Below are 13014 nucleotides of genomic sequence, written 5' to 3' on the forward strand. Positions count from 1 at the left end.
CAAAGGCTCACCCTTTGCTCAGGACTATCACGAGCGGAGTGATTCGGCCCACCTGAGCTGGTCGAGAGGTGTACGCGGGCGACTGTCGGTGGTGCGTCGTACGCTGGAGACCCCCGGCCCGTGTGACGTGTCGGGTGGTTCGCGTTGCCCTCTCCCCGGGATGGATGCCCTTCATGAGCCTGCACGGCCTGCTGGACGCGGTGGTACGAGACCCGGCGCTCGCCGAAGCGGTGAAGGCCGCCACCGACGGCCACCGGATGCATGTCGACCTGGTGGGCCCGCCCGCCGCGCGCCCCTTCGCGGTGGCCGCCCTCGCCCGCGAGAGCGGGCGCCCGGTGCTCGCCGTGACCGCTACCGGCCGGGAGGCCGAGGACCTGGCGGCGGCGCTGCGCTCGCTGCTGCCGCCGGACGAGGTCGCGGAGTACCCGTCGTGGGAGACGCTGCCGCACGAGCGCCTCTCGCCCCGCAGCGACACCGTGGGCCGCCGGCTCGCCGTGCTGCGGCGCCTGGCGCACCCCCGGGACGACGACCCGGCGGCGGGCCCGGTGAGCGTGGTGGTCGCGCCGATCCGTTCCGTACTGCAGCCGCAGGTCAAGGGGCTCGGCGACCTGGAGCCTGTGGCGCTGCGCAGCGGGCAGTCGGCGGATCTGAACGAGATCGTGGAAGGGCTCGCGGCCGCCGCGTACTCGCGGGTCGAACTGGTCGAGAAACGCGGCGAGTTCGCGGTCCGCGGCGGCATCCTGGACGTCTTCCCGCCGACCGAGGAGCACCCGCTCCGCGTCGAGTTCTGGGGCGACGACGTCGAGGAGATCCGGTACTTCAAGATCGCCGACCAGCGCTCCCTCGAAGTCGCCGAGCACGGCCTGTGGGCGCCGCCCTGCCGTGAGCTGCTGCTCACCGACGACGTACGGACCAGAGCCGCCGCGCTCGCCGAGGCGCACCCGGAGCTGGGCGAACTGCTCGGCAAGATCGCCGAGGGGATCGCGGTCGAGGGCATGGAGTCCCTCGCGCCGGTCCTCGTCGACGACATGGAGCTGCTGCTCGACGTACTGCCCAAGGGAGCGATGGCCGTCGTCTGCGACCCCGAGCGGGTGCGCACCCGGGCCACCGACCTGGTGGCGACCAGCCAGGAGTTCCTCCAGGCCTCCTGGGCGGCGACGGCCGGGGGCGGGGACGCGCCCATCGACGTCGGCGCGGCCTCGCTGTGGGGCATCGCGGACGTCCGCGACCGGGCCCGCGAGCTCGGCATGATGTGGTGGTCGGTCTCGCCGTTCGCGGCCGACGACACCGACCTGGACGACGAGACGCTCAAGCTCGGCATGCACGCGCCCGAGACCTACCGGGGCGACACCCAGCGGGCGCTGGCCGACACCAAGCAGTGGCTCGCCGACGGCTGGCGTGCGGTGTATGTCACGGAGGGCCACGGCCCGGCGTCCCGCACCGTCGAGGTCCTGGGCGGTGAGGGCATCGCCGCGCGACTGGACGCGGATCTGGCCGAAATCAGCCCCTCGGTCGTCCATGTCGCCTGCGGCGCCATCGACCACGGGTTCGTGGACGCGGCCCTCAAGCTCGCCGTGCTCACCGAGACCGACCTCACCGGCCAGCGTACCGCCGTCAAGGACCTGGGCCGGATGCCGGCCCGGCGCCGCAAGACCATCGACCCGCTCACCCTCGAAGTCGGCGACTACATCGTGCACGAGCAGCACGGCGTGGGCCGCTACCTCGAAATGGTGCAGCGCACCGTGCAGGGCGCCACCCGCGAGTATCTGCTCGTGGAGTACGCGCCCGCCAAGCGCGGCCAGCCCGGCGACCGGCTCTACATCCCCACCGACCAGCTGGAGCAGGTCACCAAGTACGTCGGCGGCGAGGCCCCCACGCTGCACCGGCTCGGCGGCGCCGACTGGACCAAGACCAAGCAGCGCGCCAAGAAGGCGGTCAAGGAGATCGCCGCCGACCTGATCAGGCTGTACTCGGCGCGCATGGCCGCGCCCGGCCACGCCTTCGGCTCGGACACCCCCTGGCAGCGCGAGCTGGAGGACGCGTTCCCGTACGCGGAGACGCCCGACCAGCTCTCCACCATCGCCGAGGTCAAGGAGGACATGGAGAAGACGGTCCCGATGGACCGCCTGATCTGCGGCGACGTCGGCTACGGCAAGACCGAGATCGCGGTCCGCGCCGCCTTCAAGGCCGTCCAGGACGGCAAGCAGGTCGCGGTCCTGGTGCCCACCACGCTCCTGGTCCAGCAGCACTTCGGCACGTTCTCCGAGCGGTACTCGCAATTCCCGGTCAACGTACGGGCGTTGAGCCGCTTCCAGACGGACACCGAGGCGAAGGCGACCCTGGAAGGGCTGAAGGACGGCGCCGTCGACGTCGTCATCGGCACCCACCGCCTCTTCTCCTCCGAGACCAAGTTCAAGGACCTCGGCCTGGTCATCGTCGACGAGGAGCAGCGCTTCGGCGTGGAGCACAAGGAGCAGCTGAAGAAGCTCCGCGCCAACGTCGACGTGCTGACCATGTCCGCGACGCCCATTCCCCGTACGTTGGAGATGGCGGTCACCGGCATCCGCGAGATGTCGACGATCACCACCCCGCCGGAGGAGCGCCACCCGGTGCTCACCTTCGTGGGCCCGTACGAGGAGAAGCAGATCGGCGCCGCGATCCGCCGCGAGCTGCTGCGCGAGGGCCAGGTCTTCTACATCCACAACCGGGTCGAGTCCATCGACCGGGCGGCCGCGCGGCTGCGCGAGATCGTCCCCGAGGCGCGGATCGCCACCGCCCACGGCCAGATGGGCGAGAGCCAGCTGGAGCAGGTCGTCGTCGACTTCTGGGAGAAGAAGTTCGACGTGCTCGTCTCGACCACGATCGTCGAGTCCGGCATCGACATCTCCAACGCCAACACGCTGATCGTCGAGCGCGGCGACAACTTCGGCCTCTCCCAGCTGCACCAGCTGCGCGGCCGTGTGGGCCGTGGCCGCGAGCGCGGCTACGCCTACTTCCTCTACCCGCCGGAGAAGCCCCTCACCGAGACCGCCCACGAGCGCCTGGCGACCATCGCCCAGCACACCGAGATGGGCGCGGGCATGTACGTGGCGATGAAGGACCTGGAGATCCGCGGCGCCGGAAACCTGCTGGGCGGCGAGCAGTCCGGCCACATCGCGGGCGTCGGCTTCGACCTGTACGTACGCATGGTGGGCGAGGCCGTCGCCGACTACCGGGCCCAGATGGAGGGCGGCGCCGAGGAGGAGGCGCCGCTGGAGGTCAAGATCGAGCTCCCGGTCGACGCGCACGTCCCGCACGACTACGCGCCGGGCGAGCGCCTGCGCCTCCAGGCCTACCGCGCGATCGCCTCGGCCAACTCCGAGGAGGACATCAAGGCCGTACGCGAGGAGCTCACCGACCGCTACGGCAAGCTGCCCGAGCCGGTCGAGAACCTGCTGCTCGTCGCGGGGCTGCGGATGCTGGCGCGGGCCTGCGGGGTCGGCGAGATCGTGCTCCAGGGTTCCAACATCCGCTTCGCCCCGGTGGAGCTGCGCGAGTCCCAGGAGCTGCGCCTGAAGCGGCTGTACCCGCGCACGGTGATCAAGGCGCCCACGCGCCAGATCCTGGTGCCGCGCCCGACGGCGGGCAGGATCGGCGGCAAGCCGGTGGTGGGCCGCGAACTGCTCGCGTGGACCGGGGAGTTCCTCACCACCATCCTGGGGTCGTAGTCGGGGCGGTGGCCGCCCGTGCTGTGCGCGGGCGGCCACCGCCCCGATCGGAATACGCCTTCGCGCCGCTCTGGCCGCCGGATCGCCGGGTAGGACTTCATAGGATTGCCGGGTTCCGCCAACTCCTGTGAGGACGGCCCGCTGTGTTGCGTACGTACCGAATTGCCCTGCCCGCCGCGCTGCTCGCGACGGCACTCGCTCTCACCGGCTGCTCCGATTCCAAGTCCGACTCCGGTAAGGACAAGTCCGGTGCGCCCGCGCCCGCCGGGCCCGCCGCCAAGGGGACGGCGCTCGCCGCCGTCGACTCGCTGCCCGTCAAGGGACGCGCTGCCAAGACCGGCTACTCCCGTGACCAGTTCGGCAAGGGCTGGACCAACGACTCCAACGGCTGCGGCACCCGCGAAGACATACTCAAGCGGGACCTCAAGGACGTGAAGCTGAAGGACAAGTGCGACGTCGCGTCCGGGACACTCAACCAGGACCTGTACACCGGCCAGAGCATCAAGTTCGTGCGCGGCGCCAGCAAGGTCGACATCGACCATGTGGTGGCGCTCTCGGACGCCTGGCAGAAGGGCGCCCAGCAGTGGGACAAGACGAAGCGGGTGGCCTTCGCCAATGACCCGCTGAACCTGCTGGCCGTCGACGCGAGCGCCAACCGGCGCAAGAGCGACGGGGACGCGGCGACCTGGCTGCCCACGTTCGCCGGCGGCCGCTGCCCGTACGTGGCCGACCAGGTGGCGGTCAAGGTCAAGTACCAGCTGTGGGTGACGGACGCGGAGAAGGCCGCGATGAAGAAGGTGCTCACCGAGTGCCCGCAGCAGAAGGTGCCCACGGGGTGAGGGCCGACGGGCTGAGTGCGTGAGGGGGTGACGGGCCCGGTCCCGCGCGGGCCGGGCTGCCGCCTCAGCCCGTCTTCACCCAGTCCTGGCAGCCGTTGCTCTTGAAGTACGCGTCGCCGGCGTCGATCGTCACGATCGCCGTGCCCGTCACGTTGTCGTTCGCGACGATCGAGTCCATGCCGTGCGACGCGTCCTTGGCACGCTCCCAGTAGCACTTGTCGTCCGTGTTCCCCGTCGACTTGTACGTCCCGGGCGCGATGTCGACGCCCACCTTGAACATGCCCCCGGCGCCCTTGAGGGTGGTCTTCGGGGTGCCCGTGGCCTTGGGGTCGACGAGCTGCCAGTCCTTGCATCCGCTCGTCTTGAAGATCTTGTCGCCCGCCGCGACGGTGACGTAACTGGTGCCCGTCACATTGTCGTTGGCGATGATCGCGTCCGTGCTGCCCGAGGCGTCCTTGGCGCGCTCCCAGTAGCAGCCGTCCTTGTTGCCGCTGCTCGCATAGGTACCGGGCTTGATGTCCGAGCCGACCTGGTAGCTGCCGTCGCCGCCGATGCCCTTCGGCTTCTTGGCCTCCGCCTTCTTGGGCGTGTCCGCCTTCTTGGCCGCGTCCTGCGTGGTCGCGCTCGTCGAGGACTTGTCGTCCGAGCCGCCGCCGGAGCCGACCGCGCCGCCTATCGCGATCACCGCGACGACCGCGCCGACGCCCGTGAGGACCTTGTGGCGGGCGAACCAGTTGCGCTGCTTCTGCTGAGACATGGCGGAGCCTTTCCGACGGGCCCGATGGGCCGTTCGAACCGATGGGTTAATCACAACAGAGACTGTGAACCGAGTCAACATGATTCACAAGGTTCCGCGTGTTCACTTCCGTGTATGGATCGCTTGTTCGGTGCTCGCTATGCTGGACGCCACAACAGACGAGGGGAGTCGGGCCCGTGCCGGACAACGCAGCAGAGGTGACCGCTGCCGGAATCGCCCGGCTCGCCGGGGTGGGCCGGGCGGCGGTCAGCAACTGGCGGCGCCGCCACGCCGACTTCCCCAAGCCCGTCGGCGGCACCGAGACCAGCCCGGCCTTCGCGCTCGGCGAGGTCGAACAGTGGCTGCGCGACCAGGGAAAACTCGCCGAGGTCCCGCTCCGTGAACGCGTCTGGCAGCAGCTTTCCGGTCACCCCGCCGGCGCCGTCGCGGGCCTGGTCCACGCGGGCTGCGCGCTTCTTGTCGTACGGGAACGGCCCGAGCAGTGGTTCCAGCTGACCGCGCTCCCGGATCAGCAGATGACGGAGCTCCTCGCGCACCTCCTGACGGAGGTCGCGGTTCACGGCCTGTCTGTGAACACCTCGGGTGCCATGACGACCCCGGATGCTGTGAACACCCTGAGCGCCGCCGATCTCGCCCCCTCGGTCCCGCTGCTGCGCGGGGTCGGGGAGCTCGCCGCCGAGCTGGGGGCCCGGCAGACCTTCGAGTTCCTGCTCGGCCGCCATCTCGACGCCAACCCGCGCCAGTACACCCTCACCCCGCCCGGCCCCGCCGAGCTGATGGCCGCGCTCGCGCTCGGCTCGGCGGCGGGCTCCGTGCTCGACCCCGCGTGCGGCACCGGCACGTTGCTGCGTGCGGTCGAGCACGCCGACGCGGTGTATGGGCAGGACGCCGACCCCGATCTCGCCGCGCTCACCGGGCTGCGGCTCGCCCTGCACGGCCGCGCCGAAGTGCGCACCGCCGCAGCCGACTCGCTGCGCGCCGACGCCTTCAGCGGCCTCGCCGTCGACGCGGTCCTGTGCCACCCGCCGTTCAACGAGCGCAACTGGGGCCACGACGAGCTCGCGTACGACCCGCGCTGGGAGTACGGACTGCCCGCCCGCACCGAGTCCGAACTCGCCTGGGTGCAGCATGCGTTGGCGCGGCTGCGCGAGGGCGGCACCGCCGTGCTCCTGATGCCCCCGGCCGCCGCCTCCCGCCGCTCGGGCCGCCGTATCCGCGCCGGGCTGCTGCGCAGGGGCGCGCTGCGTGCGGTGATCGCGCTGCCCGCCGGAGCCGCACCCCCGTACGGCATCCCGCTCCACCTCTGGGTGCTGCGCAGGCCCGGTGCGGGCAGCCCGCCCGCGCCCGAGCTGCTGCTCGTCGACGCCGCCGGGCTGCCGGGCGCGGCCGAGGCGGGCCGCGACAAGCTGCCCTGGCAGGCCGTGCAGAGCGCGGTCCTGGACGCCTGGGCGCCGTTTGAGCGGGACGGCACCGCCGGGGAGCAGCCCGGGCTGAGCCGGTCGGTCCCGGTGCTCGAACTCCTCGACGACGACGTCGACTTGGCCCCCGCACGCCATCTGCCGCCCCCGGCCGCGGCGGGCGGCGCCGACGCGCTGGACGCCGTACGCGAGGAGCTGGGCGCGACGCTGCGGCGCACCGCCGAGCTCACGCCCCCGCCCGCACCCGCAGCCCCGCACCCGGGCGCCCGGCTTCCGCTGACCACGGTCGGTGAACTCGCCCGCGCGGGCGCCCTGGTGCTGCGCTCGGGTGGCGCGGGCACCTCCGTGTCCGGCGTGCCGGTCCTCACCGAGTACGACGTCCTCAACGGCACCGCCCCCTCCGGCACCCTGCCCGACGGCCCCGCCGAGGAGCCGGTCCTCACCGCACCCGGCGACGTCGTCGTCCCGGTGCTCGGCGGCGGCGCCGTCGCCCGCGTCGTCGACGAGGCCACCGCCGGGGCCGCGCTCGGCCGGGGGCTCCAGCTGCTGCGGCCCGAACCGGCGGCCCTCGACCCCTGGTTCCTCGTCGGGTTCCTGCGCTCCACCGCCAACAACCGGCAGGCCAGCAGCTATATGACGACCGCGTCCCGGCTCGATGTGCGCCGCCTCCAGCTGCCCCGCCTGCCGCTGGCCGAACAGCGCGGCTACGGCGAGCGGTTCCGCGCCCTGGCCGCGTTCGAGGACGCGCTGCGGCTCGCCGGCAGGCTCGGCGAGCAACTGGTGCAGGGGCTGCACGACGGGCTCACGGACGGGGTCGTACGGCCCGAGTAGATCCGGACCGATCAGTTCCGCCCCAGGCCCTCTGACCTGGGTGGACCTGACCGGGCGTCACCTTTACGCTCTGGTCAGCCATGTACGTACCGCCCTGTCAGGAGCACAGATGCAGAGCCCCGCGAGCGTGAAGGTGATCACCGTTCGGGTGGTCTTCTCCGTGCTGGTGGTGCTCACCCTCGGGCTGCTGGCGTGGACGGCGATGCTGCGGCTCGCCATCGTGCGGCGCACCCGGCGCGACTGGGCCCTGTTCTGGGCCCAGTTGACGGTCAACCTCGGCTGTCTGTCGATGCTGCACACCCACTTCAAGGACACCTGGGTCTCCAACCTGGGCATGGCGGTCCTGCTGCTCCAGGGCCTCGCGGTGGTCGTCTACTACCTGATCGCCGACATCCACTTCCACCAGCGCCGTGTCCCGGAGCCGCCGCCGTCCTACCCCCCGATGCCGCCGTCCCCGCGCATCCACCAGGTCCAGGCCGAGCTCGACGAGTTGAGCAGCCTGCTGCGCCAGGAGGAGGGCAGGTGATCGCCGGGCGCGTGATCGCCGGGCGGTACGAGCTGGCGGGGCTGCTCGGCCAGGGCGGGATGGGCCAGGTGTGGACCGCGTACGACCAGCGTCTGGACCGGCGGGTCGCGGTGAAGCTGCTCCGGCCCGACGTGGTGGCGGGCGCGAGCGCCGCCGACGAGACGCGGCGCCGGTTCGTGCGCGAGTGCCGGGTGACCGCGCAGGTCGACCACCCGGGCCTGGTCACCGTGCATGACGCGGGCAGCGACGGGGACGACCTCTATCTCGTCATGCAGCACGTCGAGGGCGCCGACCTCGCCGACCATCTGGCCGAGCACGAGCCGTACCCCTGGCCGTGGGCGGTGGCGGTCGCGGCGCAACTGTGCGCGGTGCTCTCGGCGGTGCACGCGGTGCCGATCGTGCACCGGGACCTCAAGCCCCGCAATGTGATGGTGCGGCCCGACGGCACAGTCACCGTGCTCGACCTCGGCGTCGCCGCCGTCCTCGACCATGACACCACCCGCCTCACCCGCACCGGCTCGCCCATCGGCTCCCCGGCGTACATGGCGCCCGAGCAGGCGATGGGCGGCGCGGTGGGCCCGTACACCGATCTGTACGCACTCGGTGTGCTGCTCCATGAACTGCTCAGCGGAAACGTGCCGTTCGCGGGTTCCACGGCGCTCGGTGTGCTGCACCGCCATCTGTACGAGCCGCCGCTGCCGGTCCGCCAGGTGCGGCCCGAGGTGCCCGAGCCGCTGGAGGCGCTGGTGCTGCGGCTGCTCGCCAAGGACCCGGCGCACCGGCCCGGCTCCGCGCAGGAGGTGTACGAGGCGCTGGCCCCGCTGCTGCCGATGCGCGGGGCGCCGTCCGGGCGCCCGCTCGACCCGACCCGCCCGTTCCTGCGCCCGCACGCCCCCTGGCCCGACCGCGCGGCGACCCCGGTCCCGCCCCCGGCGCCCGCGCCCCGTCCCGCCCAGCCCGATGTCGCGGGCGCGGTCGACGAGGCCAAGCGGCTCCTCGGCGAGGGACGGATCACCCAGGCCGTGGACATCCTCGGCGCGATCCTCCCGGCCGCCGCCGAACGGCACGGCGAGGGCTCCCCGGTGGTGCGGATCCTGCGCAAGCAGTACGCGGCGACGCTGATGGACGACGGCCAGTACGGCCGCGCGCTGCCCGCGCTGCGCCGCCTCGCCGAGGAGCGCGCCGCCGAGGCGGGCCCGGCCGACACACAGGCCCTGGCGTTCCGCCATGACGCGGCGCTCTGCCTGGAACAGCTCGGCGACCCCGCCGCCGCGCTGGCCGAATACCGCGCGGTCCTGCCGTACTTCGAGAGCCCGTACGGCACCGGCGACCCGGCCAGGGCGGCCGAGATCCGCCACCGGATCGACCAGTTGGTCCGGGTTTCGGGGCTTGCGACCCGCTCCTGACCTGCGCCTTCGGAACGTAGTCTTCTCCCCGGTGCCCGGCCTTCACCCGGAACTCCCGGCGGCGGCCCGGGCATCGCCGTATCGCAGACAGGAACCGGGGGATCCGTTGCCCAAGCACCGCATATCCAAGAAGCACCGCACCCTCGCCATGGCTGCGGGCGGCGTCCTCCTGCTCGGGGCCGGCGCGCTCACCGCCCAGGCCTCCTCGTCGAGCGGAGCCGCCGCGCCCGCCGCCCCCGCCCGGCCGGTGGCGCTCGCCAAGCCCGCCGCCTTCACCGGCCGCGCCTTCGACACCTGCACCGCGCCCACGCTCGCGCAGATGAAGGCGTGGAAGACGGCCTCGCCGTACGGGGCCGCCGCCGTCTACATCGGCGGTAAGAACCGCGGCTGCGCCCAGCCGCAGCTCACCGCCTCCTGGACGAAGTCGGTCTCGGCGGCGGGCTGGAAGCTGATCCCGCTGTACGTGGGCGCCCAGCCGCCGTGCAAGTCCGGGAGCAACCCGGAGAAGATGACCGCCGCCAGTGCTGCCTCGCTGGGCGCCGCCGACGGTGCGGACGCCGCCGCCAAGGCGTCCGCGCTCGGCATGCGCCCGGGCGGCGCGGTCTATCTGGACATGGAGGGCTTCGACAAGACGAACACCTCCTGCAAGCAGACCGTGCTCACCTACACCCGCGCCTGGAACAAGGCCCTGCACGCCAAGGCGTACCGCACAGGCTTCTACGGCTTCGTCTCCTCCAGCGCGACCGCCGTCGCCGCCGAGTCGCCTGGCACCGACATGCCGGACGCGATCTGGTACGCGGCGTACGACGGCACGGCGTCGACGACCACCGACTACCCGTTCGGCACGAAGTGGGCGGGCCACCGCCGGGGCCACCAGTACGCGGTGGAGAAGAAGGAGACGTACGGCGGCGTGACGCTCACCGTCGACCACAACGCGTGGGACTCGCTCGTGGCGGTCGTCGCCAAGTAGCGGGCGGGACGCGGCGGGTCAGGGGCGGATATCCGTCCCCGACCCGCCGTTTTTCGCGTACCGATCAGGAGGTGGACCGCCGCCTGCGTACGACCGTGAACGCCCCCACCCCCATCAGTCCCACCAGCGCCGCCGCCCCCGCCGCCGACCCGGCCTTCAGGCCCGGCGGGCGGAAGGTGCAGGAGACGGTGGAGGGGGACGCCTTGCCCGTCAACTCGACCGACACCAGGCCGAGATACGACTTCGCGGGCTTCGACGCGCCCCCGTCGGCGGCACACCGCCAGCCCGCGACGCGCGGCATCGCGAACACCGCCGTGCCGCGCGCCCCGGCGGGCAGCGTGGCCCGGACGCCGCTGTCCGTGACCTTCACCTCCGTGGCCCCGGTCGCACGGAGGTGGTCCACCGCCGCCGTCAGCGCGCTCCGGTCCAGGCAGCCGATCTTGGCCTTCTTGTACGCGGGCTTCAGGGCCACCCCGGACGACGCACCCGTGGAGACACCCAGCGGGGCGAGGGCCGCGCGGCGCTTGGGGGCGCCGCCCCGGAACTCGACCCACTTGCCGGTGCCGAGCCGTGCCCAGCCGGTGTACTCGGGCGCCCACAGGAACACCTCCTGCCCGGCCGCACACCCCTGCGCGACCGTACGCGGCAGCGAGTACACCCGCGCCCCGAGCAGCATCTCCTGATTCCGGAACGGTGAACTCCCGTACTTCGGGCTCCTGTTGGCGCCCCGAACCGTCACCAGCGGCGGCACCGGGGCGCGGGTGAGCGTCGGCGCATGCCCCTTCTCCGTGTGCACCCGCGCCCCCACCGCGAAGATCGCATCGGTGACCGGGTTGTCCAGGCTCTGCACGGACCGGCCGCGCGAGGTCCAGCCGCCGCCGAGCGCGGTCATCGTCTTCGTCAGGACGTCCGGGGTGAGGCTGCTGTAGTACGAGGAGCCCTCGCCGCCGATGAGGAGCGGGTCGTTGCCGGTGATCTGCCGTCGGCCCGGGTCGGTGCGGTAGGCGGGCCAGCCGTCGGCCCTGCTCACCGCCGCCTCGCGCTGGTCGTGGGCGGTGCCCCACGCCGGGTAGCTGTCGAGCCGGTGCAGCCGCTCCCGGTCGCCGTACGCCACGGTCACCGCGGCCTGCGCGGTCTGGGCCCCGGCCATCAGCAGCACCGCGACCAGGACCACACCCCGCCGCCCCCGGGCCCGCGCGGCGAGCAGCAGACCGCCGAGCGCGAGCGCGAGCCCGCCCGCGAACATCGGATACGACCAGGCCGAGACCAGATCGCTGAAGGCCGCGCCGAGCGCGATCACCGCGAGCACCCCGCCGCCGCCGAGCAGCGCGCGCCGCCCGGGCAGCCCGTTGGCGACCGACAGCCAGGCGGCGATCACCAGGATGCCGCTGAGCACGAACGTCTGGCGGTACGGGCTGCCGTTGGGGGTCTGGAAGGCGTGCCAGGCCAGGTGCGTCGGCTTCCACTGGAAGGAGAGCGCGACGAGCAGCGCGAGCCCCGTCCACGCGTACCGCTCCCGGCTCTCCACCCTGGAGTTGAAGGCGAGGGTGCAGGCGAGCAGCAGGGCGCCGGTGCCGAGGAAGAGCGCGGGGCTGGAGAAGCTGTAGGTGGCGGGCAGCCACCGGGCCAGGAAGTCGCTCCACGGGACCGGCGCGAACTCCTTGCTCCAGCCCGGATACGCGTGCTTCGTGCCCAGGAACACGGTGAACAGGATGGGCGCCGAGAGCCCGATGCCGAGCGCGGTCGAAAGGCCCGCGCGCACCAGCGCCCCCACCCGCGCGCGTACCTCCGTCTCCTCCAGGAAGAGCCGAAGGAGCAGGACCAGACCGGCCCCGATGGTCGCCATGTACGCGGTGTAGAAGTTCGCGATCCAGGCCAGCGCCACCACGACCGGGCCGATGAGCCAGTGCCACCGCGTCCGGGTCCTCGCCCACTCGCCGACCAGGCAGAGCATCGGGAACGCGATCAGCCCGTCCAGCCACATCGTGTTGTACGTGGCCTCGACGACCGACCAGCCGCACAGCGCGTACGAGGCCCCGAGCACCCCGGCGACCCAGCGCCGCCCCGCCCCCGGCCGCAGCGCGAGCAGCAGCACGGTCATGGCGACGGCCGCCGCCGCCATCTTCAGGACCGTGATCACGTACACCGCGAGGTCGATCTCGTCGCGCGGGAAGAGGCCGACGAGCAGGGCGAACGGGCTGCCCAGATACGTACCGACGTCGGGCAGGAACGACGTCCCGTAGCCGGACTGCCAGTTGACCAGGGCGCCGCCGTGGGCGCGGCCGTGCAGCAGGTCCCACAGGTGGGCGTGGAACGGCACGAACTGGTTGCCCAGGTCGTTGACGCTGCGTGTGTGCCGCCCGAAGGGGAAGGTCCGGGCGACGGCGTCGGCGGCGCAGACCGCGACCACGGTGATCAGCGCGGCGAGCCCGGCGGCCCGCGCACGGGGGCGGCCCGGCCCGGCGGGCACGGCCGGGGCGGCGTGGGGAAGCTGGACGGCTTCGAGAGTCGGCATCGTCTTCGGGATCCTCTGCTGTTCGCTGCCCTCGAATATGCCGGA

Annotated in this window: 7 protein-coding genes and 1 pseudogene; 6 read left to right on the forward strand and 2 right to left on the reverse strand. The window is 72.5% G+C overall.

What is annotated here, in order from left to right; translation table 11 throughout:
- Positions 1-173: 173 nt before the first annotated feature.
- Together mfd and ACT1U9_RS18625 are read left to right on the forward strand one after the other, a co-directional pair.
- A complete protein-coding gene (mfd, locus tag ACT1U9_RS18620; RefSeq protein ID WP_444533851.1) occupies positions 174-3707 on the forward strand; it encodes a transcription-repair coupling factor in 3534 nt (1177 codons plus the stop codon).
- 146 nt (positions 3708-3853) lie between these two features.
- Positions 3854-4546 (forward strand): HNH endonuclease family protein, encoded by a 693-nt coding sequence (locus ACT1U9_RS18625; protein ID WP_444539170.1) that lies wholly within the window; start codon positions 3854-3856, stop codon positions 4544-4546.
- Between the two features lie 64 nt (positions 4547-4610).
- Here ACT1U9_RS18625 and ACT1U9_RS18630 read toward each other — a convergent pair whose 3' ends face one another.
- Entirely contained in the window at positions 4611-5303 is a 693-nt protein-coding gene (locus ACT1U9_RS18630; protein WP_444533852.1) for a hypothetical protein, read from the reverse strand.
- 176 nt (positions 5304-5479) lie between these two features.
- Between ACT1U9_RS18630 and ACT1U9_RS18635 the strand changes: the two genes are divergently transcribed.
- The 4 genes and pseudogenes from ACT1U9_RS18635 (at position 5480) to ACT1U9_RS18650 (ending at position 10454) form a co-directional block, all read left to right on the forward strand.
- Positions 5480-7552, forward strand: coding sequence for an N-6 DNA methylase (locus ACT1U9_RS18635; protein WP_444533853.1), 2073 nt, complete (start codon positions 5480-5482; stop codon positions 7550-7552).
- Between the two features lie 109 nt (positions 7553-7661).
- Positions 7662-8078, forward strand: coding sequence for a hypothetical protein (locus ACT1U9_RS18640; RefSeq protein WP_444533854.1), 417 nt, complete (start codon positions 7662-7664; stop codon positions 8076-8078).
- Positions 8078-9466: pseudogene (locus ACT1U9_RS18645) on the forward strand (serine/threonine-protein kinase); the annotation flags it as partial. The gene ACT1U9_RS18640 and the pseudogene ACT1U9_RS18645, both read left to right, overlap by 1 nt.
- Before the next feature lie 124 nt (positions 9467-9590).
- Positions 9591-10454, forward strand: coding sequence for a glycoside hydrolase domain-containing protein (locus ACT1U9_RS18650; RefSeq protein WP_444533855.1), 864 nt, complete (start codon positions 9591-9593; stop codon positions 10452-10454).
- A gap of 64 nt (positions 10455-10518) precedes the next feature.
- Here ACT1U9_RS18650 and ACT1U9_RS18655 read toward each other — a convergent pair whose 3' ends face one another.
- Positions 10519-12969, reverse strand: a complete 2451-nt coding sequence (locus ACT1U9_RS18655) for a YfhO family protein (RefSeq protein WP_444533856.1) — start codon at positions 12967-12969, stop codon at positions 10519-10521.
- Positions 12970-13014 lie beyond the last annotated feature (45 nt).

Source organism: Streptomyces sp. BR1 (genome assembly GCF_052373795.1).
Classification (GTDB): domain Bacteria; phylum Actinomycetota; class Actinomycetes; order Streptomycetales; family Streptomycetaceae; genus Streptomyces.

Coding starts and splice junctions, on each gene's coding strand:
- mfd (WP_444533851.1), top strand. CDS start 174: ATGAGCCTGCACGGCCTGCTGGACGCGGTGGTACGAGACCCGGCGCTC.
- ACT1U9_RS18630 (WP_444533852.1), bottom strand. CDS start 5,303: ATGTCTCAGCAGAAGCAGCGCAACTGGTTCGCCCGCCACAAGGTCCTC.
- ACT1U9_RS18640 (WP_444533854.1), top strand. CDS start 7,662: ATGCAGAGCCCCGCGAGCGTGAAGGTGATCACCGTTCGGGTGGTCTTC.
- ACT1U9_RS18655 (WP_444533856.1), bottom strand. CDS start 12,969: ATGCCGACTCTCGAAGCCGTCCAGCTTCCCCACGCCGCCCCGGCCGTG.